General features: G+C 62.5%; 20 protein-coding genes. 8 read left to right on the forward strand and 12 right to left on the reverse strand.

Annotated features, from left to right (window positions below; genetic code table 11):
- Positions 1-17 precede the first annotated feature (17 nt).
- Together BLQ55_RS24495 and BLQ55_RS24500 are read right to left on the reverse strand one after the other, a co-directional pair.
- Positions 18-743: a 4'-phosphopantetheinyl transferase family protein gene (locus BLQ55_RS24495; protein WP_218130123.1), complete on the reverse strand. Its 726-nt coding sequence runs from the start codon at positions 741-743 to the stop codon at positions 18-20.
- Between the two features lie 208 nt (positions 744-951).
- Positions 952-1,743: a dienelactone hydrolase family protein gene (locus BLQ55_RS24500; RefSeq protein ID WP_092203992.1), complete on the reverse strand. Its 792-nt coding sequence runs from the start codon at positions 1,741-1,743 to the stop codon at positions 952-954.
- Between the two features lie 144 nt (positions 1,744-1,887).
- On the opposite strand from BLQ55_RS24500, the gene BLQ55_RS24505 reads away from it, so the two are divergent.
- The 3 genes from BLQ55_RS24505 to BLQ55_RS24515 all read left to right on the forward strand — a co-directional run bounded on the left by BLQ55_RS24505 (position 1,888) and on the right by BLQ55_RS24515 (position 4,613).
- Complete coding sequence (locus BLQ55_RS24505) at positions 1,888-2,487, forward strand: hypothetical protein (RefSeq protein ID WP_092169949.1); 600 nt, start codon at positions 1,888-1,890, stop codon at positions 2,485-2,487.
- A gap of 105 nt (positions 2,488-2,592) precedes the next feature.
- Complete coding sequence (locus tag BLQ55_RS24510) at positions 2,593-3,270, forward strand: response regulator (protein WP_092203994.1); 678 nt, start codon at positions 2,593-2,595, stop codon at positions 3,268-3,270.
- Positions 3,267-4,613: an ATP-binding protein gene (locus BLQ55_RS24515; RefSeq protein ID WP_092257700.1), complete on the forward strand. Its 1,347-nt coding sequence runs from the start codon at positions 3,267-3,269 to the stop codon at positions 4,611-4,613. Before BLQ55_RS24510 ends, BLQ55_RS24515 begins: the two co-directional genes overlap by 4 nt.
- Positions 4,614-4,666: 53 nt before the next feature.
- Here the strand turns inward: BLQ55_RS24515 and BLQ55_RS24520 are convergent, their stop codons facing one another.
- A complete protein-coding gene (locus tag BLQ55_RS24520; protein WP_092257703.1) occupies positions 4,667-5,665 on the reverse strand; it encodes an AraC family transcriptional regulator in 999 nt (332 codons plus the stop codon).
- A gap of 332 nt (positions 5,666-5,997) precedes the next feature.
- Between BLQ55_RS24520 and BLQ55_RS24525 the strand changes: the two genes are divergently transcribed.
- Both BLQ55_RS24525 and BLQ55_RS24530 read left to right on the forward strand, forming a co-directional pair.
- Positions 5,998-7,350 carry a dicarboxylate/amino acid:cation symporter gene (locus BLQ55_RS24525; RefSeq protein ID WP_092203999.1) on the forward strand — a complete coding sequence of 451 codons (1,353 nt, stop codon included), beginning with the start codon at positions 5,998-6,000 and terminating at the stop codon, positions 7,348-7,350.
- Positions 7,351-7,664: 314 nt separating this feature from the next.
- Positions 7,665-8,846 (forward strand): CaiB/BaiF CoA transferase family protein, encoded by a 1,182-nt coding sequence (locus BLQ55_RS24530; protein WP_092257706.1) that lies wholly within the window; start codon positions 7,665-7,667, stop codon positions 8,844-8,846.
- A gap of 117 nt (positions 8,847-8,963) precedes the next feature.
- On the opposite strand, the gene BLQ55_RS24535 is transcribed toward BLQ55_RS24530, so the two are convergent.
- Positions 8,964-9,458 carry a SprT family zinc-dependent metalloprotease gene (locus BLQ55_RS24535; RefSeq protein WP_092257709.1) on the reverse strand — a complete coding sequence of 165 codons (495 nt, stop codon included), beginning with the start codon at positions 9,456-9,458 and terminating at the stop codon, positions 8,964-8,966.
- A gap of 148 nt (positions 9,459-9,606) precedes the next feature.
- Positions 9,607-10,209, reverse strand: a complete 603-nt coding sequence (locus BLQ55_RS24540; protein WP_092204005.1) for a Yip1 family protein — start codon at positions 10,207-10,209, stop codon at positions 9,607-9,609.
- A gap of 396 nt (positions 10,210-10,605) precedes the next feature.
- Between BLQ55_RS24540 and ttcA the strand changes: the two genes are divergently transcribed.
- Entirely contained in the window at positions 10,606-11,430 is an 825-nt protein-coding gene (gene ttcA, locus BLQ55_RS24545; RefSeq protein ID WP_092257712.1) for a tRNA 2-thiocytidine(32) synthetase TtcA, read from the forward strand.
- Between the two features lie 81 nt (positions 11,431-11,511).
- Positions 11,512-12,186, forward strand: coding sequence for a DNA-3-methyladenine glycosylase I (locus BLQ55_RS24550; protein WP_092204007.1), 675 nt, complete (start codon positions 11,512-11,514; stop codon positions 12,184-12,186).
- A gap of 89 nt (positions 12,187-12,275) precedes the next feature.
- Here BLQ55_RS24550 and BLQ55_RS24555 read toward each other — a convergent pair whose 3' ends face one another.
- The 3 genes from BLQ55_RS24555 to arsC are packed head-to-tail and all read right to left on the reverse strand — an operon-like array spanning position 12,276 to position 13,649.
- Entirely contained in the window at positions 12,276-12,701 is a 426-nt protein-coding gene (locus BLQ55_RS24555) for a DUF2069 domain-containing protein (RefSeq protein WP_092169969.1), read from the reverse strand.
- Complete coding sequence (wrbA, locus tag BLQ55_RS24560; protein ID WP_092204009.1) at positions 12,694-13,299, reverse strand: NAD(P)H:quinone oxidoreductase; 606 nt, start codon at positions 13,297-13,299, stop codon at positions 12,694-12,696. The genes BLQ55_RS24555 and wrbA overlap by 8 nt, the downstream gene beginning before the upstream one ends.
- The gene (arsC, locus tag BLQ55_RS24565) at positions 13,296-13,649 is read right to left on the reverse strand and encodes an arsenate reductase (glutaredoxin) (protein ID WP_092257715.1); all 354 of its coding nucleotides are present in this window, start codon (positions 13,647-13,649) and stop codon (positions 13,296-13,298) included. Before arsC ends, wrbA begins: the two co-directional genes overlap by 4 nt.
- A 114-nt stretch (positions 13,650-13,763) precedes the next feature.
- On the opposite strand from arsC, the gene BLQ55_RS24570 reads away from it, so the two are divergent.
- The gene (locus BLQ55_RS24570; RefSeq protein WP_092204013.1) at positions 13,764-14,231 is read left to right on the forward strand and encodes a TlpA disulfide reductase family protein; all 468 of its coding nucleotides are present in this window, start codon (positions 13,764-13,766) and stop codon (positions 14,229-14,231) included.
- A 190-nt stretch (positions 14,232-14,421) separates the two neighbouring features.
- Here the strand turns inward: BLQ55_RS24570 and BLQ55_RS24575 are convergent, their stop codons facing one another.
- The 4 genes from BLQ55_RS24575 to BLQ55_RS24590 all read right to left on the reverse strand — a co-directional run bounded on the left by BLQ55_RS24575 (position 14,422) and on the right by BLQ55_RS24590 (position 19,378).
- Complete coding sequence (locus BLQ55_RS24575) at positions 14,422-14,826, reverse strand: META domain-containing protein (protein WP_092204015.1); 405 nt, start codon at positions 14,824-14,826, stop codon at positions 14,422-14,424.
- Positions 14,826-15,260 (reverse strand): hypothetical protein, encoded by a 435-nt coding sequence (locus BLQ55_RS24580; RefSeq protein WP_092257718.1) that lies wholly within the window; start codon positions 15,258-15,260, stop codon positions 14,826-14,828. Before BLQ55_RS24580 ends, BLQ55_RS24575 begins: the two co-directional genes overlap by 1 nt.
- A gap of 196 nt (positions 15,261-15,456) precedes the next feature.
- Positions 15,457-16,446, reverse strand: coding sequence for a 2-hydroxyacid dehydrogenase (locus tag BLQ55_RS24585; protein ID WP_092257721.1), 990 nt, complete (start codon positions 16,444-16,446; stop codon positions 15,457-15,459).
- A gap of 181 nt (positions 16,447-16,627) precedes the next feature.
- Positions 16,628-19,378: a response regulator gene (locus tag BLQ55_RS24590; protein WP_092257724.1), complete on the reverse strand. Its 2,751-nt coding sequence runs from the start codon at positions 19,376-19,378 to the stop codon at positions 16,628-16,630.
- Positions 19,379-19,481: the final 103 nt, after the last annotated feature.

Consider the following 19,481-nt stretch of genomic DNA (forward strand, 5'->3'; position numbering starts at 1 on the left):
CCCAGACACCAAAAATCTCAGGCCCTGACCCCCACCAGGCTCAACAACTGCCCATCCTTCACCCCGAATTGCGCCTGCAGCTCACTGCCATGGCGCCATTCGGTCGACAGGTCCGTCAGCAAGCGCAGCCGCACCTGCCCGTCGTGTGTCCAGTCCAGCACTTCGGCATGCTCGAAATAAAAACGCTGCCTGACGATGGGATACAGCGCCTTGAACAAGCTTTCCTTCACTGAAAAGGTCAGGGTCACCAGCAAGGCCTGGTCATCGCGCGTGAGCCGAGTCATGCGCTGCAACTCTGGCGGGGTGAGGATTTCACCGGCCAGGCGCTCGGCGCGCTCGGGGTCGAGCAGGTTTTCCACGTCCATGCCCAAGCCTTGCCAGTGGTCTTTTTTCGCGACGATAGCCGCTGCCCGGCCCGTGCTGTGGGTGATCGAGCCGCTGATATGAGCCGGCCACACCGGGGCGCGGTCTTCGCCGATGGCCGGCACACAGGCCTGGCCGTCGAGCCGCTGCAACGCCGCCCGGGCGCAGATCCGCCCGGCCAGGAATTCTGCCTGGCGCTTGGCCACCGAGCGCTGGATGCTCGCCGGTGGTTCGATGGCGCTGTCGGGAAAGTCGGTGCCCGCCAGCAGCAACGGGTCGAAGCGGGTGCTCAGCAGCACTGTATCGGGCAGCGTGTCGGGCAATAGCCAGTGTTCATCCAGGGGCGAGCAACAGGCGGGCAGGGGGGGGAGTGTCTTCATGCCGGGCATTTTGCCGGGTTGGCTTGGGGCTGGGTAGTGGCGATGGAATTTTCCCTGCCGGGCCTGACCTGTAGGAGCTGCCGAAGGCTGCGATCTTTTGATCTTGATCTTGATCTTTCGCTCTCGACTCAATTGGCAAGGGAAAGATCGCAGCCTCGTTGCGCTCGTCAGCTCCTACAGATGTGCACAAGAAGTCTCTTCCAGGGCGTCAGCCAAAGATCTTCTTGAAGAACTTCTGCATGTCCGCCCACGACTTCTCGTCGGCTTCCTTGTTATAGCCAATGTCCGGACCGCCATGTTCACCGTGGCTCAAACGGTCGGCGTCAGGGTTGCTGAAGCCGTGCTTGGCGCCTTCGAGGCTGACGAACTTATAGTCGGCACCGGCCTTGTCCATTTCGCTCTTGAAAGCGGTGACGTTGTCTTCGGTGACCATGCTGTCCAGCGCGCCGTGCTCCACCAGCACCTTGGCCTTGACGCTGCCCGGGGTGGCCGGGGTATTGGTCACCAGCGCGCCGTGGAAACTCACCACGCCGGCCAGCGGCACACCCTGGCGTGCCGCATCCAGCACCACCTTGCCGCCGAAGCAGTAGCCGATGGCGGCCAGTTTGTCCGGATCGGTCTGGGGTTGTTTTTTCAGCAGGTCCAATCCCGCCTGGAAGCGTGCGCTGGCGGCCTTGCCGTCCTTGAGTGCCGCCTGCATGAAGGCCATGGCGTCCTTGGGGTGCTCGGTGTTCTTGCCGTCGCCGTACATGTCGATGGCCAGGGCGCTGTAGCCCAGGCCCGCGAGGTCACGGGCGCGGCGCTTGGCGTAATCGTTCAGCCCCCACCATTCGTGAACCACCACCACACCCGGGCGCGGACCTTTGACGGCGTCGTCATAAGCGTAGTAACCGATCAGCTGGGTGCCATCGGCACTGGTGTAGGGGATCTCCTGGGTCTGGATGGCGGCGTGACTCATGCCGCTCATGGCCAGAAGTACAACAGCAAGCAGCCTGCGCATGACGGATCTCCTTATGAAAGTGGTCCGCACAGATTAGCCGATTCATTCAGCGCAGGTTCAGAGAACGTTCAAGGGGTGTTCAGGGAGCGCTGGTTAACGTGACAGCGACTTCACACACCACCCATGCTTCAAAGGAGCTCGACCATGACTCAGATGAAAAAACTGTTGCTGGCTTTCACCGTGCTGGGCGCCAGCGCCTTGGCCCACGCCGATGACAACTTCGCCAGCCTGACCCTCGGCCAGACCAGCGACAAGGTCAAGAAATCCGACGCCCTGGATGCCAACCTGAACCACCCGAACGCCGACGGCATCATCGGCAAGGACACCACGTATGGCCTGCGCCTGGGCAAGCAGAACGACCAGGGCCGCTACTACGCCACCTACGACAACGTCTCGGGCACCCACAACGGCATCAAGCTGCGCCAGGAAAACCTGCTGGGCAGCTACGATGTGTTCCTTCCGGTCACCAGCACGACCAAACTGTTCGGCGGCGGCACGGCGGGCCTGACCAAGCTGACCCAGGACTCTCCCGGTTTCAGCCGCGACAGCGACATCGGCTACGCGGTAGGCCTGCAGGGCGGCGTGCTGCAACAAATTTCGCAAAACACCTCGGTTGAACTGGGTTACCGTTACCTGCGCAGCAACGCCAGCACCGAGATGAGCCCGCACGGTGGTGACAAGGTCGGTTCGCTGGACCTGACCAGCAGTGCCCAGACCTACCTGTCCGCCAACTACACGTTCTAAGCGGGCCAGGGTGAGTGTATCCAGCCGGATCGGTCGAAGACGATCCGGCGCCTTTCGTTGAGGTGCGCCGCGCGCGATTGTTTGATTTGCCTGGGGAGAGGCTCCATGAAGTTACTGGTCGTCGAAGACGAAGCGCTGTTGCGCCATCACCTGCAAACCCGTCTCACTGACAGCGGCCATGTGGTGCAGGCCGTGGCCAATGCCGAAGAGGCCTTGTACCAGGTCCGGGAATTCAATCACGACCTGGCGGTGATCGACCTCGGCTTGCCGGGTATCAGCGGGCTGGAGCTGATCCGCCGGCTGCGCTCACAGGACAAGACGTTTCCGATCCTGATCCTGACCGCCCGCGGCAACTGGCAGGACAAGGTCGAAGGCCTGGCCGCCGGTGCCGACGACTACGTGGTCAAGCCGTTTCAGTTCGAAGAGTTGGAGGCCCGGTTGAACGCCTTGCTGCGTCGCTCCAGCGGCTTCACCCAATCGACCATCGTCGCCGGGCCGTTGCTGCTGGACCTCAATCGCAAGCAGGCCGTCCTCGATGACGAGCCGCTGGCGCTGACCGCCTACGAATACCGCATCCTCGAATACCTGATGCGCCATCACCAGCAGGTGGTGGCCAAGGACCGCTTGATGGAGCAGCTTTACCCCGATGACGACGAGCGCGATCCCAATGTCATCGAAGTGCTGGTAGGGCGCCTGCGCCGCAAACTGGAAGCCCCCGCCGGCTTCAAGCCCATCGACACCGTGCGCGGCCTGGGTTACCTGTTCAACGAGCGCTGCCAGTGATTCGTTCGCTTCGGCTGCGGCTGATGCTGGCCGCGATGACCCTGGCGGTGCTGTTCATGCTGGCCTTGTTGCCGGCCATGCAAGGCGCGTTCAGCCTGGCGTTGCAGGAGTCCATCGAGCAACGCCTGGCCTCGGACGTGACCACGCTGATTTCCGCCGCCCGGGTGGAAAACAACCGCTTGAAGATGCCGGCGCAATTGCCCGATGAGCGCTTCAACCTCGCCGATGCCCGCCTGCTGGGCTACATCTATGATCGTGAAGGGCGATTGGTCTGGCGGTCCAAGGCCACCCAGGAAGAAAACATCAACTACACGCCGCGCTATGACGGCCAGGGCAACCAGTTTGCCCGCATTCGCGAGAACGACGGCCAGGAGTTCTTTGTCTATGACGTCGAGATCAAGTTGCTCGGCGGCCAGAACGCGGCGTTCAGCATCGTTACCTTGCAACCGGTGCGCGACTACGAAGTGACCTTGCAGGGGTTGCGGGACCATCTCTACCTGGGCTTTGGCGCCGCCCTGGCGGTGTTGCTGGCGCTGTTGTGGATCGGCCTGACCTGGGGCCTGCGGGCGCTGCGACGCCTGAGTCAGGAACTGGATGAAATCGAAAGCGGGGCGCGGGAAAGCCTCAGCACCGAGCACCCCCGGGAATTGTTGCGCCTGACCGGCTCCCTCAACCGTCTGCTCCATAGCGAACGGGAGCAGCGCAGCCGTTACCGTGATTCCCTCGATGACCTGGCCCACAGCCTGAAGACCCCGCTGGCGGTGTTGCAGGGCGTCAGCGAAGACATGGCCCGGCGCCCCGAGGACCGTGGCCAGGCCTGGGTGCTGCAAACCCAGATCGAGCGTATGAGCCAGCAGATCGGCTACCAGTTGCAGCGCGCCAGCCTGCGCAAAAGCGGGTTGGTGCGCCATCAGGTGCGCTTGCACCCGGTGCTGCAAAGCCTGTGCGACACCTTGGACAAGGTCTACCGCGACAAACGGGTCAATGTGAGTTTCGATCTGCCAGAGCACTGCCAGGTGCCGATCGAGCAGGGCGCCTTGCTGGAGATGCTCGGCAACCTCCTGGAGAACGCCTATCGACTGTGCCTGGGCGAGGTGCGCGTCAGCGTGCACCAGACCCTCGGCGGCACGGAGTTGAGCGTCGAGGACGACGGGCCGGGCGTGCCGCCGGATCAACGTGCGCGGATCCTCCAACGCGGCGAACGGCTGGACCGTCAGCATCCGGGGCAGGGCATTGGCCTGGCGGTGGTCAAGGACATTATCGAAAGCTATGGCGCCCGTTTGACTCTGGGGGATTCAGAGTTGGGCGGGGCGGCGTTCCGGATTCATTTTCCGGTGGTTTGACTGATCGACTGCAAGCCGTGCTCCCACAGGTCTGTTGTGACGCTCAGTCATGTTTAATTCTCTTGCTCTCGATAGGCCCCCGGCGTCAGCCCCGTCCACTTCTTGAACGCCCGGTGAAACGCCGACGGTTCGGAAAAACCCAACTGCTCGGCAATCTGTTGCAACGACAGATCCGCACGCCCCAAGTGGTAGATGGCGATATCCCGCCGTAGCTGATCCTTGAGTTCCTGGAAGCTGGTGCCTTCCTCCCGCAGATGCCGGCGCAAGGTCTGCGGGCTGATGTGCAAGTGGGCGGCGACGTTATCCAGGTCGGGCCAGCGTGCCGTGTCGCGGCTGAGCAGGCGGCGCAGTTGGCTGCTCAGGCTATGGCCATCGTCCGGGCGTGACAGCAGGTCGGCGGGGGAGTGTTCGAGGAAATGCTTGAGGGTGCGTTCGTCCTGCAACAGCGGCATGTCCAGGTAGCGGCTGTGGAACAGCAGGCTGCTGCCGGGCGCGTCGAACACCAGCGGGTAGGGGAACAATAAGTCGTATTCGGCCCCGTGGGCGGGCCTGGCATAGCCGAAAGTCACCTGCTCCAGGCCGATCCGCTGGCCGATCAGCCAACTGGCGAGGCGATGCCAGACCACCAGCAGGCTTTCAGTCAGGAAGTGATCGGGGTCCCACAACGTCGAGTCGTCCAGCACCAGCCGCACCCGTTCGCCTTCGGTTTTCAGCGTCAGGCGCGGGGCGTCGGGGAACAGGCTGTAGAACAGCAAGCCGCGCTGAAGGGCCTTGCCCAGGGTCCGACAGTGGATCAACGCATGACACATCATGGCGAACGTCCCGGGCTTGCTCGGCGCCCGGCCGAATCCCAGGTATTCGTCCTCCATTGCCAGCCACAACGCTTGCAACAGGCGGGCGAACTGTTCCGGCGCGATGCGCGCGCGCGGTTCATCCAGCAGTTCAGGGCTGATGCTCAATTGTTGCAACAAGGGAAAATAGTCGAAGCCTTGCCGACGTGCGCCGCCCAGGGCTGCGCGGGCGAAGTGGCTGGCGATCGTGCGTTGGCGCATGGCAGAAATCCGTCCGTTAAGCGGGCAAATGGTAGCAGGGGCTTGAGGCTGAACAAGGCGGATATCCGCCAAATCCCGGAGCGCGGGATGGTCTGTAGGCGGAAATCCGCCACTTATACACTGCGTTTAGTCGCGTGTGGAAACCGCAAGCCCTTCTGCTATACCGGGTGTAGGGCATTTCGCAAAAATGGCACGCGCTTTGCGATGCGTTGGGTAGGTCTGCTCCGTGCAGCCGAAAAAAACAAATCCCTCCAGTGCAGGAGGGTTCGCAATTGAGGTGCCGTGGACGACAGGTGGAAGTCGTCATACGGGACTCTTGAGGAAGGTTTGCCATGACGACTCGTCAGCCACTGTACAAATCCCTGTATTTCCAAGTGATCGTAGCCATTGCCATCGGCATTTTGCTCGGCCACTTCTACCCGCAGACCGGTGTTGCCCTCAAGCCATTCGGTGACGGGTTCATCAAACTGATCAAAATGGTCATCGCCCCGATCATCTTCTGTACCGTCGTCAGCGGCATCGCCGGCATGCAGAACATGAAGTCGGTGGGCAAGACCGGCGGCTACGCGCTGCTGTACTTCGAAATCGTCTCCACCATCGCCCTGCTGATCGGCCTGGTCGTGGTCAACGTCGTGCAGCCGGGCAACGGCATGCACATCGACGTATCGACCCTGGACACCAGCAAGATCGCCGGTTTCATCTCGGCCGGTAAAGACCAGAGCATCATTGCCTTCATCCTCAACGTGATCCCGAATACCATCGTCGGCGCGTTCGCCAACGGCGACATCCTGCAAGTGCTGATGTTCTCGGTGCTCTTCGGCTTCGCCCTGCATCGCCTGGGTGCCTACGGCAAGCCGGTGCTGGACTTCATCGATCGCTTCGCCCACGTGATGTTCATCATCATCAACATGATCATGAAGCTGGCGCCACTGGGTGCATTCGGTGCCATGGCCTTCACCATCGGTGCCTACGGTGTCGGTTCGCTGGTACAACTGGGCCAGTTGATGATCTGCTTCTACATCACCTGCGTGGTGTTCGTGCTGGTGGTGCTGGGCGCCATCTGCCGCGCCCACGGCTTCAGCGTCATCAAGCTGATCCGCTACATCCGTGAAGAACTGCTGATCGTGCTGGGTACTTCCTCCTCGGAATCGGCCCTGCCACGCATGTTGATCAAGATGGAGCGCCTGGGCGCGAAGAAATCTGTCGTAGGCCTGGTGATCCCGACGGGCTACTCGTTCAACCTCGACGGTACTTCGATCTACCTGACCATGGCGGCAGTGTTCATCGCCCAGGCCACCGACACCCAGATGGATCTGACTCACCAGATCACCCTGCTGCTGGTGCTGTTGCTGTCGTCCAAAGGTGCGGCCGGCGTGACCGGTAGCGGCTTCATCGTACTGGCGGCCACCCTGTCGGCCGTAGGTCACCTGCCGGTGGCCGGCCTGGCGCTGATCCTGGGTATCGACCGCTTCATGTCCGAAGCTCGCGCCCTGACCAACCTGGTGGGCAACGCTGTCGCCACCATCGTGGTTGCCAAGTGGGTCAAGGAGCTGGACGTAGATCAACTGCAGACCGAGCTGGCTTCCGGTGGTCGCGGTATCTCCGACGTTCGTGAAGATGACGAGCAGATCGCGGCGGCGCAGATTGCAGCGGCTGAGTCCTCTGCTCCAGGCGCTGTGAAGTAATCTTCAGGCTGCAATGAAAAACCCGCTTCGGCGGGTTTTTTCATGCTTCGGATTTCTGAGGGCAAGGGCGTATCTGTGGCAAGGGGATTTATCCCTGTGGGAGCAAGGCTTGCCCGCGATACAGGCGGTGCGGTCTTCCCGATATCGAGGTGCCTGTATTCGCGAGCAAGCTTTGCTCCCACAGTCCAGTGTCGCTGCAAAGGGGCATTGCGCTTTGAGCGCAATAGTCATTCCAAACTGCAAATCCGGTAATTGCCCCAACGCCAGCCCCTGCCTAGTCTTCAGCCATCGCCCCAGGTTATGGAGATTCACCCATGCAAGGCCCACTGGCATCGCTCAAGGTTCTGGACTTCTCGACCCTGCTGCCTGGCCCGTTCGCCTCGCTGTTGCTGGCGGACATGGGGGCCGAGGTGCTGCGCATCGAGTCGCCGACCCGCCAGGACTTGCTGCGGGTACTGCCGCCCCATGACCAGGGCGTATCGGCCAGCCACGCCTACCTCAACCGCAACAAGCGCAGCCTGGCCCTGGACCTCAAGCAGCCGGAAGCGTTGGGGGTGGTCACGCAGTTGCTGAGGGACTACGACATCCTGCTGGAACAGTTCCGCCCCGGCGTGATGGAGCGGCTGGGCCTGGGATACGAAGCCTTGAAAGCCATCAATCCGCGGCTGATCTACGTGTCGATCACGGGCTACGGCCAGACCGGCCCTTATAAGGACCGCGCCGGCCACGACATCAACTACCTGGCCCTGGCGGGGCTGGCCAGCCACACTGGCCGTGCCGACAGCGGGCCGTTGCCGCTGGGCATTCAGGCGGCGGATATCGCCGGTGGTTCATTGCACGGGGTGATCGGACTGTTGGCGGCGGTCATTGCCCGTCAGCAGACCGGTCAGGGCCAGCACCTGGACGTGAGCATGACTGACTGCGTGTTCAGCCTCAACGCCATGGCTGGTGCCGGTTACCTGGCCTGCGGGGTGGAACCGGGTTGGGAGAATCAGATGCTCAACGGCGGCAGCTTCTACGACTATTACCGCACCCGCGATGGTCGCTGGATGTCGGTGGGCAGCCTGGAACCGGCCTTCATGCAGGCGCTGTGCGAGGCCTTGGGGCGGCCGGAACTGGCGGCCCTGGGGCTGTCGCCCAAGCCTGAGCAGCAACAGGCCCTGAAGCAGGCCTTGCAAACCGAGTTCGAGAAGCATGATTTTGCCGAACTGTGCGGTTTGTTTGCCGGGATCGATGCCTGTGTCGAGCCGGTGCTGAGCCTGGAGGAAGCTGTCCGGCATCCGCAGTTGCAGGCTCGGGAGCTGGTGAAGCAGGTGCCCCGGGGGGATGGTTCGAGCCAGGCGCAAATGGCCTGTCCGTTGCGGTTTTCGGAGGGGCTGCCCGAACCTCGCCATATTGGCGTGGGGCTGGGGGCGCATACGGATCAGGTGTTGGGGGCGTTGGGGTTCAGTGCGCAGCGGATTGCTCAATTGCGTCGCAGTGGGGTGGTTTTGTAGCGCCTGTCAGGCAGTCATCGCGAGCAGGCTCGCTCCCACATTGGATTTATGGCGTTCACTCAATCCCTGTGGGAGCGAGCCTGCTCGCGATGGGGCCAGCCCAAACACCACAAAAATTTACTCCACCCGCGTTTCCCCACTGAACACCAAGGTATTGCGACAGCTGCGGCACAAATACCGCCGCCCCTGGCGCACCAGGCTGTGGCGCTGGGCCGAGAACGGGAAATCGCTGCCATCGCAAGGGCACTTGTAGATGTAGCGGGTCACACTGCGGCGTTTGATTTCGTAGGTGTGGCAACGGTTGGGCGGCAATTCGTACACGCCGCGCATGATCAGTTGCCATTCTTCGCCATGGGGCTGGATGCGGTCGCCAAACAGGTGGTGGGCGATCAGGTGCGCGACTTCGTGGGCGACGGTCTGCTTGAGGAAGTCTTCGGCGTTTTCCCGGTACAACTGTGGATTGAAGCGCAGCAGGTTTTCATGCAGATGCGCGACACCGGCCTTCTGGCCACGCAATTTGAAGCTGACCACCGGGCGTTTGAAAGGACGTTTGAAAAAGGATTCGGCTTGTTGGTAACACTCTTCGACGCGGGTATTGAGTTGCTCGAGCATGCTTTACGGGTCTCCAGAAGCCCGAGTATGCCGCAAGCGTCGGCCGTTGCGAATCGCCCAGGCGCCCAGTGGTCGTTTCGAACACAGGAAGGCCGCCTTGCGGCGGCCTGTGTCGGCAGATCCTGCTTTTTTATTGGCGGGCATTACTTCAATTGGTATAGACCGGGCCGACGCCCAGCCCCCAGACGATCACCGTGAACGCCATGATGGCCACCAGCACCACCAGGCCGACCGCGAGTACCGAACTGGAAAACAGAAAACCTTCGTCCTGGGGAATGTTCATGAACGTTGGCAGGCCCACATACAACAGGTAGACGGTGTAGCAGATTGCCGCCGTGCCGACGATCATCCCCAGCCACATGTGCGGGTAGAGCGCCGCCAGGCCGCCTATGAACAGAGGTGTCGCGGTGTAGGTGGCGAACGCGACGCAACGGGCCAGGCTCGGATTGGCGTCGTAGGTACGGGCCATCCAGTGGATGAAGGCACCCATTACCGCCACGCCGCCCAACATGGCCAGGTACGACATGATGGTCATCCACAGCGCGCTTTCCTGCGTGAGCATGACCGGTGGACGATTGCCGATGACCCATCCCACCTGCGTGGTGCCGATGAATGCCGATACGGCGGGGATGGCCGCCAGGATCAGCGTGTGGGTGAGGTACATGTGGCTGATGCTTTCCTCCTGATCGCCACGGATGTCTTTCCATTCTTGATCAGGGTGGGTAAAGAGCCCCACGACATGATGGATCATAGTCAGTCACTCCTTTGTTATTGCCATCGCCCCCCAACGGAGCGCCTACACGGGCCAAGGTGGCCAAGTAAGTGAAGGTCTGGATATGTGTGCGACCTTATGTCGCAGTATAGAAAGGAGTTACTCCGAGGGGGATGGAGGGCTTAGAGCAAATCGCGCTGTAGGAAGGTGTATTAATCGCCGATGAGTCTGTGGCGAGGGGATTTATCCCCGTTGGCGCGCGAAGTGCCCCCAATCCATTGGCTCTCCAGTAGGTCAGCCCTGATGAGAGGGCTGCTGCGCAGCCCAACGGGGATAAATCCCCTCGCCACAATAGCGTTCGTCATGAGCCTTCGCCGAAAGTGGGTTTTTTGCGTAAAATGCCGGCCTTTCGTCACACCTCACGGATTTCGCGTCATGGGCACTCTTACGGTCAACCAGAACAAACTGCAAAAGCGCCTGCGCCGCCAGGCCGGTGAGGCGGTCGCCGATTTCAACATGATCGAGGACGGCGACAAGGTCATGGTCTGCCTGTCCGGCGGCAAGGACAGCTACACCTTGCTCGATGTGCTGATGCATTTGCAGAAGGTTGCGCCGATCAAGTTCGACATCGTCGCGGTGAACATGGACCAGAAGCAGCCCGGGTTCCCCGAGCATGTGCTGCCGGCCTATCTCGAGTCGCTGGGCGTGGAATACCACATCGTCGAGAAAGACACCTATTCGGTGGTCAAGGAACTGATTCCCGAAGGCAAGACCACCTGTTCGCTGTGCTCGCGCCTGCGGCGTGGAACGCTCTACACCTTTGCCGACGAGATCGGTGCGACCAAGATGGCCCTGGGTCACCATCGCGACGACATCGTCGAGACGTTCTTCCTGAACATGTTCTACAACGGTTCGCTCAAGGCCATGCCACCCAAGCTGCGGGCCGATGACGGGCGCAACGTGGTGATCCGCCCACTGGCCTATTGCAGCGAGAAAGACATCCAGGCCTATTCGGATTTCAAGCAGTTCCCGATCATCCCCTGCAACCTGTGCGGCTCCCAGGAAAACCTGCAACGCCAGGTGGTCAAGGAGATGCTCCATGAATGGGAACGCAAGACCCCGGGCCGTACCGAGAGCATTTTCCGTGGCCTGCAGAACGTCATTCCGTCGCAACTGGCGGACCGCAACCTGTTCGACTTCACCAACCTGCGTATCGACGAAAACGCCACGCCGCGGTTCGTCAACGTGGTGAACCTCTGACGGTGCCAACCGCTCTATTCACGGCGCCAGTGGCTATAAGGGCCACTGGCGCCGTTTTCATTTCCGACCCCAGGAGAGGGCATGCGCGATTACAAGTGGCTGCACGAGTATTGTCTGAACCGCTTCGGTTCGGCGGCTGAACTGGAAGCCCACCTGCCGGTTCCCAAGACTCCGGCGCAACTGCGCAAGATCGGCGACGACCGCTACCTCTCGACCATGGCGCTGCGGGTGTTCCGCGCCGGGCTCAAGCACAGCCTGGTAGATGCCAAGTGGCCGGCGTTCGAAGAGGTGTTCTTCAAGTTCGATCCGGAGAAAGTCGTGCTGATGAGCGCCGAGCACCTGGAGCGTTTGATGCAGGACGCGCGGATCATCCGCCACCTGGGCAAACTCAAGAGCGTGCCGCGCAACGCGCAGCTGATATTGGACGTGGCCCATGAAAAGGGCAGCTTTGGCGCACTGGTGGCCGACTGGCCGGTGACCGACATCGTCGGCTTGTGGACCTACCTGAAAAAGCACGGCCATCAGTTGGGCGGCCTGTCGGCGCCGCGCTTCTTGCGGATGATGGGCAAGGACACCTTCGTGCCCAGTTATGACGTGGTGGCCGCGCTCAATGCCCAGGACATCATCGACAAAGTCCCCACCAGCCAGCGGGACCTGGCGACGGTGCAGAATGCCTTCAACCGGTGGCACGAAGAGAGCGGGGGAAGGCCCATGAGCCAGATATCGATGATGCTGGCGTATACCGTGAATCATTGAGACCGCGTTGCGGCCATCGCGAGCAAGCTCGCTCCCACAGGGTGCCATCGAGCCCTTGTGGGAGCGAGCTTGCTCGCGATAGCGATGTATCAGGCGACGGAAATCTCGCCTTCCCCCGCCAACCGCCGGTTCAACTGGAACCGCCAGCGCACATACAGCAGGGCCGAGCAGAACACCGCCACGCTCGCTGCCATTTCCAGTACGCCGAACCATTGCCGGTTCGGGTCATAGGCCGCCAGTGCGCCTTTGATGAAATACAGGTTCACCACGAAGCACATCCACGAATGCCCGCGGGCGCTACCGCTGAGCATGCCGGGCGCGAGTATCAGCAGCGGCACCAGTTCGATCAGCAGAATCACCCAAGGCCGCGCGCCGTGCAGGTCGGCGATCAGCAGGTAATAGGCGCTGAGCAATCCCACCAGGCCGAAAAAACACAGCAGGCTGAGGACGCGAGCCAGGCGTACGCGCGGTTCCAGCCATTGGATGGAAGGCAGGATCTTCGGCTTCTTAGCCACGGCCGTTCTCCAGCAGCAGGGCGGTTTTCGCCAGGCGCGAACCCAAGGCGCGGCACAGGGCGACTTCATGTTCGTTCAAGCCGCTTTTGCCATCGGCCCCGGCATGATGGCTCGGACCGTAGGGCGTGCCGCCGCCCTGGGTGTCGATCAGGGCCGATTCGCTGTAGGGCAGGCCGGTGATCAGCATGCCGTGGTGCAACAGCGGCAGCATCATCGACAGCAGGGTGGTTTCCTGGCCGCCGTGCAGGCTCGCGGTGGAGGTGAACACCCCGGCCGGTTTGCCCACCAGCGCGCCGGTCAGCCACAGGTTGCTGGTGCCGTCGAGAAAGTACTTGAGTGGCGCAGCCATGTTGCCGAACCGCGTCGGGCTGCCCAAGGCCAGGCCGGCGCAATGTTTCAGGTCATCGAGGCTGGCGTAGAGTGGGCCTTGCTCGGGGATGTCCGGGGCCACCGCTTCGCACTCGGCGGAAATCGCCGGCACCGTACGCAGCCTGGCTTCCAGCCCGGCCTGTTCGACACCCCGGGCGATTTGCCGGGCCATCTCGTTGGTGGAGCCGCTGCGGCTGTAATACAGCACCAGGATGTACGGCGTGGTCACGGCAGGATCTCCAGAATCTTCTCCGGCGGCCGGCCGATCACGGCCTTTTCACCGGCTTCCAGAATCGGCCGTTCCATGAGTTTCGGGTGGGTGGCGATGGCCGCGATCAACTGGGCCTGGCTCAGGCTTTCGTCGGCCAGGTTCAGCGCTTTGTATTCATCCTCGCCGGTGCGCAGCAATTGCCGGGCGGTGATGCCCAGCTTGCCCAGCAGGCGTTCCAGTTGCGCGGCGTCGAGCGGGGTTTCCAGGTAACGGACCACGGTGGGCGTCAGGCCGCGGGCCTCCAACAGTTCCAGCGCACCGCGGGATTTCGAGCAGCGCGGGTTGTGATAAAGCGTCAGATCGGTCATGAGCGGGTCGCATCTTGCGTAAGGTGGCGGCTATTCTACTGTGCCGCGAAGTCCCTAGCACCTTAGAGAGGCGACGGGTCGTTGCAGCGTTCACATTCAGACAAGGATTGGCACATGACAAGGCGATTGATAGCGGCACTGACATTCATGGGCATCCTGTTGCTCGCCGGTTGCGGAAACGACTACGGAGTGGACCAGAACGGCCAGGCCATCGACTCGCAGCGGCTGGACAAACAATGGCTGGTGCTCAACTACTGGGCGGAATGGTGTGCGCCGTGCCGCACCGAAATCCCGGAATTCAATGCCTTGGCCGAACAGCTCAAGGGGCGCAACGTCGGTGTGTTCGGGGTCAACTTCGATCAGGTGCAGGGCGAAGAGCTCAAGAGCGCCAGCGACAAGATGGGTATTCGCTTCACGGTGCTGGCCCGGGATCCGGCCGAGATTTTCGACCTGCCTCGCAGTGAAGGCTTGCCGGTGACCTACATCATCGATAACCGGGGCAAGGTGCGCGAGCAGTTGCTGGGGGAGCAGACGGCGGCGGGGGTAATGGCCAAGCTTGAGGCGTTGCAGGCGTTCAAATAGCCCCCGTTATGGCAGGCGGGATACCTTGTGGCGAGGGGATTTATCCCCGCCGGGCTGCGCAGCAGCCCCCTGCGTCCCGTCTGACAAACCACGGTAGCAAGTGGATCTGGGGCCGCTTCGCGACCCAGCGGGGATAAATCCCCTCGCCACAGGGGGCCCATGCCGGATTCGGGATCTTCCCTTGGAGGCCTCAGCCTTCTTCCAGCCACCACCGCAGCGGCTTGCCCTGGGCCGGCCAGAAGCGCAGTTGGTCGATGGGCGAGATGTCCCAGCGTTCGACCTTCTCCAGGGCCTGCAAGAAGCGCGTCTCCTGCTCCATCAGCGCCGGGGCGCAGAGCTTGCGGGTGCTGCCGATCTTGCCGAAGCTCAAACGATGGCCTTCCAGGGTGTAGGGCGCGAACCAGTGGTTGCAGCCGCCGTTGCCGTAGGCTCGACCGTCATCCCCAAGGGTGATGGTCAGGTGGCTGTAGTCCATCAATGGCCGTTCGCCGATCCATTCCAGGATATAGCTGCGGTTGTGTTGCAACTGCACAGGTTCAGCGGCGCACCCCATCAGGCTCATGCCGATCGACGCGGACAGGGCCAAACGTTTCATCAGGCGGCTTCCTGGCATGTCGGGCACAGGTGTTTTTCACCCACGGTGGTCCAGCCCAGCTCGGCGATCCGTGCGCTGGCGGCCGGTTTCTCGGCCTTGACGCCGAGTTTGGCATCGACGGCGAACTCGAAGCTCAGTGCCTTGGCGCAACCGTCGCAGTTGACCTGCCAGGTATGGATCGCCAGTTCGCCGAACACCGGGCCGGTGGTCATGGCGGTCCATTGGCCCATGGGTTTGAGCAGGTGCCGCACGGTGTCCACGGTCAGGCGCATGGACAAATCCTTGCTGCCCTTGAGCGTGACGAGCAGCACATCGTTGGCCTGGATCGAACCGCCATTGCCGGTGACCTGGTAGCGGCCCGGCGCCAGGGCGCGGACTTCGGTCAAGGTGTGCTGCGGGTTCATCAGGGTGTAGCGAAAATCGTGTTCGGCCATGGGTCCTCCAAATAGGCGCGACATGCTAGCACGGGGCATGGCTTGGGATGGTCAACCACGAATCTTGCCGACGAAACTCCACTTCCTGTGGGAGCGAGCTTGCTCGCGATGGCGACGGATCAGTCAGCTTGAATGTCGACTGACAGACCGCTATCGCGAGCAAGCTCGCTCCCACAGGGGGGGTGTTGGTTCTGGTTTAGCGGTCCACCAGGTTTTTCGGCGTGCCGGCCGCCCAGGCCGCGATGTTATCCAGGGTGGTCATGGCAATCGCCGCCAAGGCTTCATGGGTGAGGAAGGCCTGGTGGGCGGTGATCACCACGTTGGGGAAGGTCAGCAGGCGTGCCAGCACATCGTCTTGCAAGGGCTGGTCGGAGCGGTCCTTGAAGAACAGTTCGGCCTCTTCTTCATAGACATCCAACCCCAAATAGCCCAATTGGCCGCTCTTCAGCGCCTCGATCAGGGCCGGTGTATCCACCAGACCACCGCGTCCGGTGTTGATCAACATGGCGCCGCGTTGCATCGACGCCAGGGATTGGGCGTTGATCAGGTGGCGGCTCTGTTCGTTCAACGGGCAGTGCAGGCTGATGATCTGCGCTTGCGCCAGTAGTTCATCCAAGGGCAGGTAGCGCGCGCCCAAGGCTTGCACCTGAGGATTGGGGTACGGGTCGTAAGCCAGTAGCTGACAGCCGAAACCGGCCATGATCCGCGCGAACGTCGCGCCGATCTGCCCGGTGCCGATCACCCCGACGGTCTTGCCCACCAGGTCGAACCCGGTCAAGCCATGGAGGCTGAAATTGCCGTCCCGGGTGCGGTTGTAGGCGCGGTGCAGGCAGCGATTGAGGGCCATGATCAACGCCACGGCATGTTCGGCCACGGCGTGGGGCGAGTAGGCCGGTACCCGGACGATGCCCAAGCCCAGACGCTTGGCGGCGGGCAGGTCGACGTGGTTGTAGCCTGCCGAACGCAGGGCGATCAGCCGCGTGCCGCCCGCGGCCAGCCGTTCCAGCACCGGGGCGCTCAGGTCATCGTTGATGAACGCGCAGACCACTTCATGCCGTTCGGCCAGGGCCACGGTGTCCAGGTTCAGGCGGGCGGGCTGGAACTGCAACTCGAGGCCGGCGGGCGCCGGGGCTTTGATGAAGCTGTCACGGTCGTAGGTCTGGCTGCTGAAAAGAATCGCGCGCATGGTGGCCTCCTGGCAGAAAAATGAACCTGTAGGAGCTGCCGAGCGGAGCGAGGCTGCGATCTTTCGCTTGCGACTCAAGCGTCAGGGGCAAGATCGCAGCCTCGCTCCGCTCGGCAGCTCCTACAGTCGGGGTAGGAGCGTGGATTTTCAGCGATTCCGATTTCCAGGGTATTGCCCTGGATCAGGCGCTGATACGCGCCTCGCTGGCCAGGCGATTGATCGCACGCTCCAAGTCTTCCAGGGCCGCAGCGGCTTTTGGGTCCTGCTGCTTGAGCAGGGTTTCGCTGCGCTGGCAGGCTGCCCGCAACTGCGGTACGCCACAGTAGCGGGTGGCGCCGTGCAGGCGGTGGACCCGTTCGATCAGGGCGTTGTGATCGTTGGCCTCGCTGGCCTGGCGGATCGCTTCGCGGTCGGCTTCCAGGGATGCGAGCAGCATCGCCAGCATGTCCGCTGCCAGATCGGCCTTGCCAGCGGCCAGGCGCAAGCCTTCTTCATGATCGAGCACCAGCAGTTCGCTACCCCCCTGGGCATCGCTGTTGCGCTCCGGCGACTGGTTGCGCAGGGCCAGGCCGGTCCATTTGAGCACCACCTGGGCCAGTTGCCGTTCGCTGATGGGCTTGGTCAGGTAGTCGTCCATGCCGCTTTGCAGCAGCGCGCGTTTTTCGTTGGCCATGGCGTGGGCGGTGAGAGCGACGATGGGCAGCGGCGTGCAGTGCCGCTCGCTTTCCCACTGGCGGATCGCCTCGGTGCTCTGGCGACCGTCCATGCCGGGCATCTGCACGTCCATCAGCACCAGGTCGAAGGTTTCCTTCTGCACGGCCTTGACCGCCGCGTAGCCGCTTTCCACAGCCAGCACCTTGGCGCCCATGTCTTCGAGCAGGGTTTGCACCAGCAGCAGGTTGGCCGGGTTGTCGTCCACGCACAGCACTTTCGGGGCACGGCTGGAAACCGGCTCACTGGGTTCGCTGCGGGGCGGGCGCGGGTTGACCAGGTCGGACAGCGCGCGGCGCAACTTACGGGTGCAGGCCGGCTTGGCCTGCAACTGACTGTGGGGGTTGGGCACCGAGAGGTGGTACAGGGTTTGTTCGGTGGTGGGGCACAGCACGAGCACTTTGCAGCCCAAGTGCTCGAGGTCCCAGATGTGCTGGTTGAGGCGCTCCGGCGGCATGTCGTTGCTGGTGATGCCCAGCACGGCCAGATCGATCGCCTGGTCGGTCTGGTGGGCGACGGTGATGCCGTTGGTCAGGCTCTCCAGGGTGTTGAACGGCGTCACTTGCAGGCCGCAGTCTTCGAGCTGGTGCTGCAAGGCCTGGCGGGCCAGTTCGTGGTTCTCCAGCACCGCCACGCGCCGGCCCAGCAACGGCGGGCCCGGGAGGTCTTCGGCATCGTCACGGGTCTTGGGCAGGCGCAGGCTGATCCAGAACTCCGAGCCTTCGCCCGGTGTGCTGTCGACGCCGATCTCGCCACCCATCTGCTCCACCAGGCGCTTGGAGATCACCAGGCCCAGGCCGGTACCACCCGGTTGCCGGGACAGCGAGTTGTCGGCCTGGCTGAATGCCTGGAACAGCGCCCGCACGTCCTGGTTGGACAGGCCGATACCGGTGTCCTGGATGCTGATGCGCAATTGCACGCTGTCTTCGTGCTCGTCTTCGAGCATGGCCCGGGCGACGATGGTGCCCTCGCGGGTGAACTTGATCGCGTTGCTCACCAGGTTGGTGAGGATCTGCTTGAGGCGCAGCGGATCGCCCACCAGCGACAGCGGTGTGTCCCGGTAGACCAGGCTCACCAGTTCCAACTGCTTGGCGTGGGCGGCCGGGGCGAGGATGGTCAGGGTGTCTTGCAGCAGGTCCCGCAGGTTGAACGGAATGCTGTCGAGCACCAGCTTGCCGGCCTCGATCTTCGAAAAGTCGAGGATCTCGTTGATGATCCCCAGCAGGCTGTCGGCGGATTTCTCGATGGTGCCCAGGTAATCGAGCTGGCGCGGGGTCAGTTCGCTTTTTTGCAACAGGTGGGTAAACCCGAGAATGCCGTTGAGCGGTGTGCGGATTTCATGGCTCATGTTCGCCAGGAACTCGGACTTGATCCGGCTCGCTTCCAGGGCTTCCTTGCGGGCCAGGTCCAGCTCGATGTTCTGGATCTCGATGGTTTCCAGGTTCTGGCGCACGTCTTCGGTGGCCTGGTCGATGCTGTGCTGCAATTCTTCCTGGGCATTCTGCAAGGTACTGGCCATGCGATTGATGCCCGAGGCCAGTTCATCCAGCTCCTGGCTGCCCAGCGGTGGCAGGCGGGTTTCCAGGTGACCGTCCTTGAGTTGCGCCACGGCTTGCTTGATCTGGCTCAGCGGGCGGTTGATCGTGCGGCCCATGCGCAGGGCCAGCAGCGCGGTCAGGCACAGGCCGGCGGCGATCAGCAGCAGGCTGGCGAACAGGCTGCGATAGCCGCGCAGCAACATGCCGCTGTGGGACAACTCCAGCTCGACCCAGCCCAGCAGGCGGTCGGCTTCTTCGGGAATCAGTTCGCCCGCCAGGTTGCGGTGCTTGCCGAATACCGGCAGCAAGTAGCGCGTGGCGTCGTTGCCGGTGCGTTGCAGCAGCTGTGCACTGTTGCCCTCCGGTGCCCGGTTGAGCATGGTTGGGCCGGCGTGGGCCAACGGCGCGCGGTCGGGGGCGAGAAAAGTCACGGCGCGTACGTCCGTTTGCTCGAGGGACTGGGTGGCGATGCGCTCCATCAGATCGGTGTCCTGGCGGCTCATGGCCGGGGCGACCAGCGGGGCCAGTTGCTCGGCGATCATTTCGCCACGTTGCAGCAACTGGGCGTGCAGGTCCGATTGCTGCATCCAGGTGAAATAACCGCCCAGGACCAGCGCCATCAGGCTGGTCGGCAACAGGGTCAGCAACAGCACGCGGCCTTTGATTCCCAGTTTCTTGAGCACACTTGTCTCCTGCATCCAGCGGTCTGATCGAACTTGCACGCATCCGGCGTGCAATACCTGCGCAGTGTAGCGATTTGCGTGCGGGCAATCTTCGTAAAATTCA

The sequence above is a fragment of the Pseudomonas sp. NFACC13-1 genome (assembly GCF_900104425.1).
Classification (GTDB): domain Bacteria; phylum Pseudomonadota; class Gammaproteobacteria; order Pseudomonadales; family Pseudomonadaceae; genus Aquipseudomonas; species Aquipseudomonas fluorescens_AA.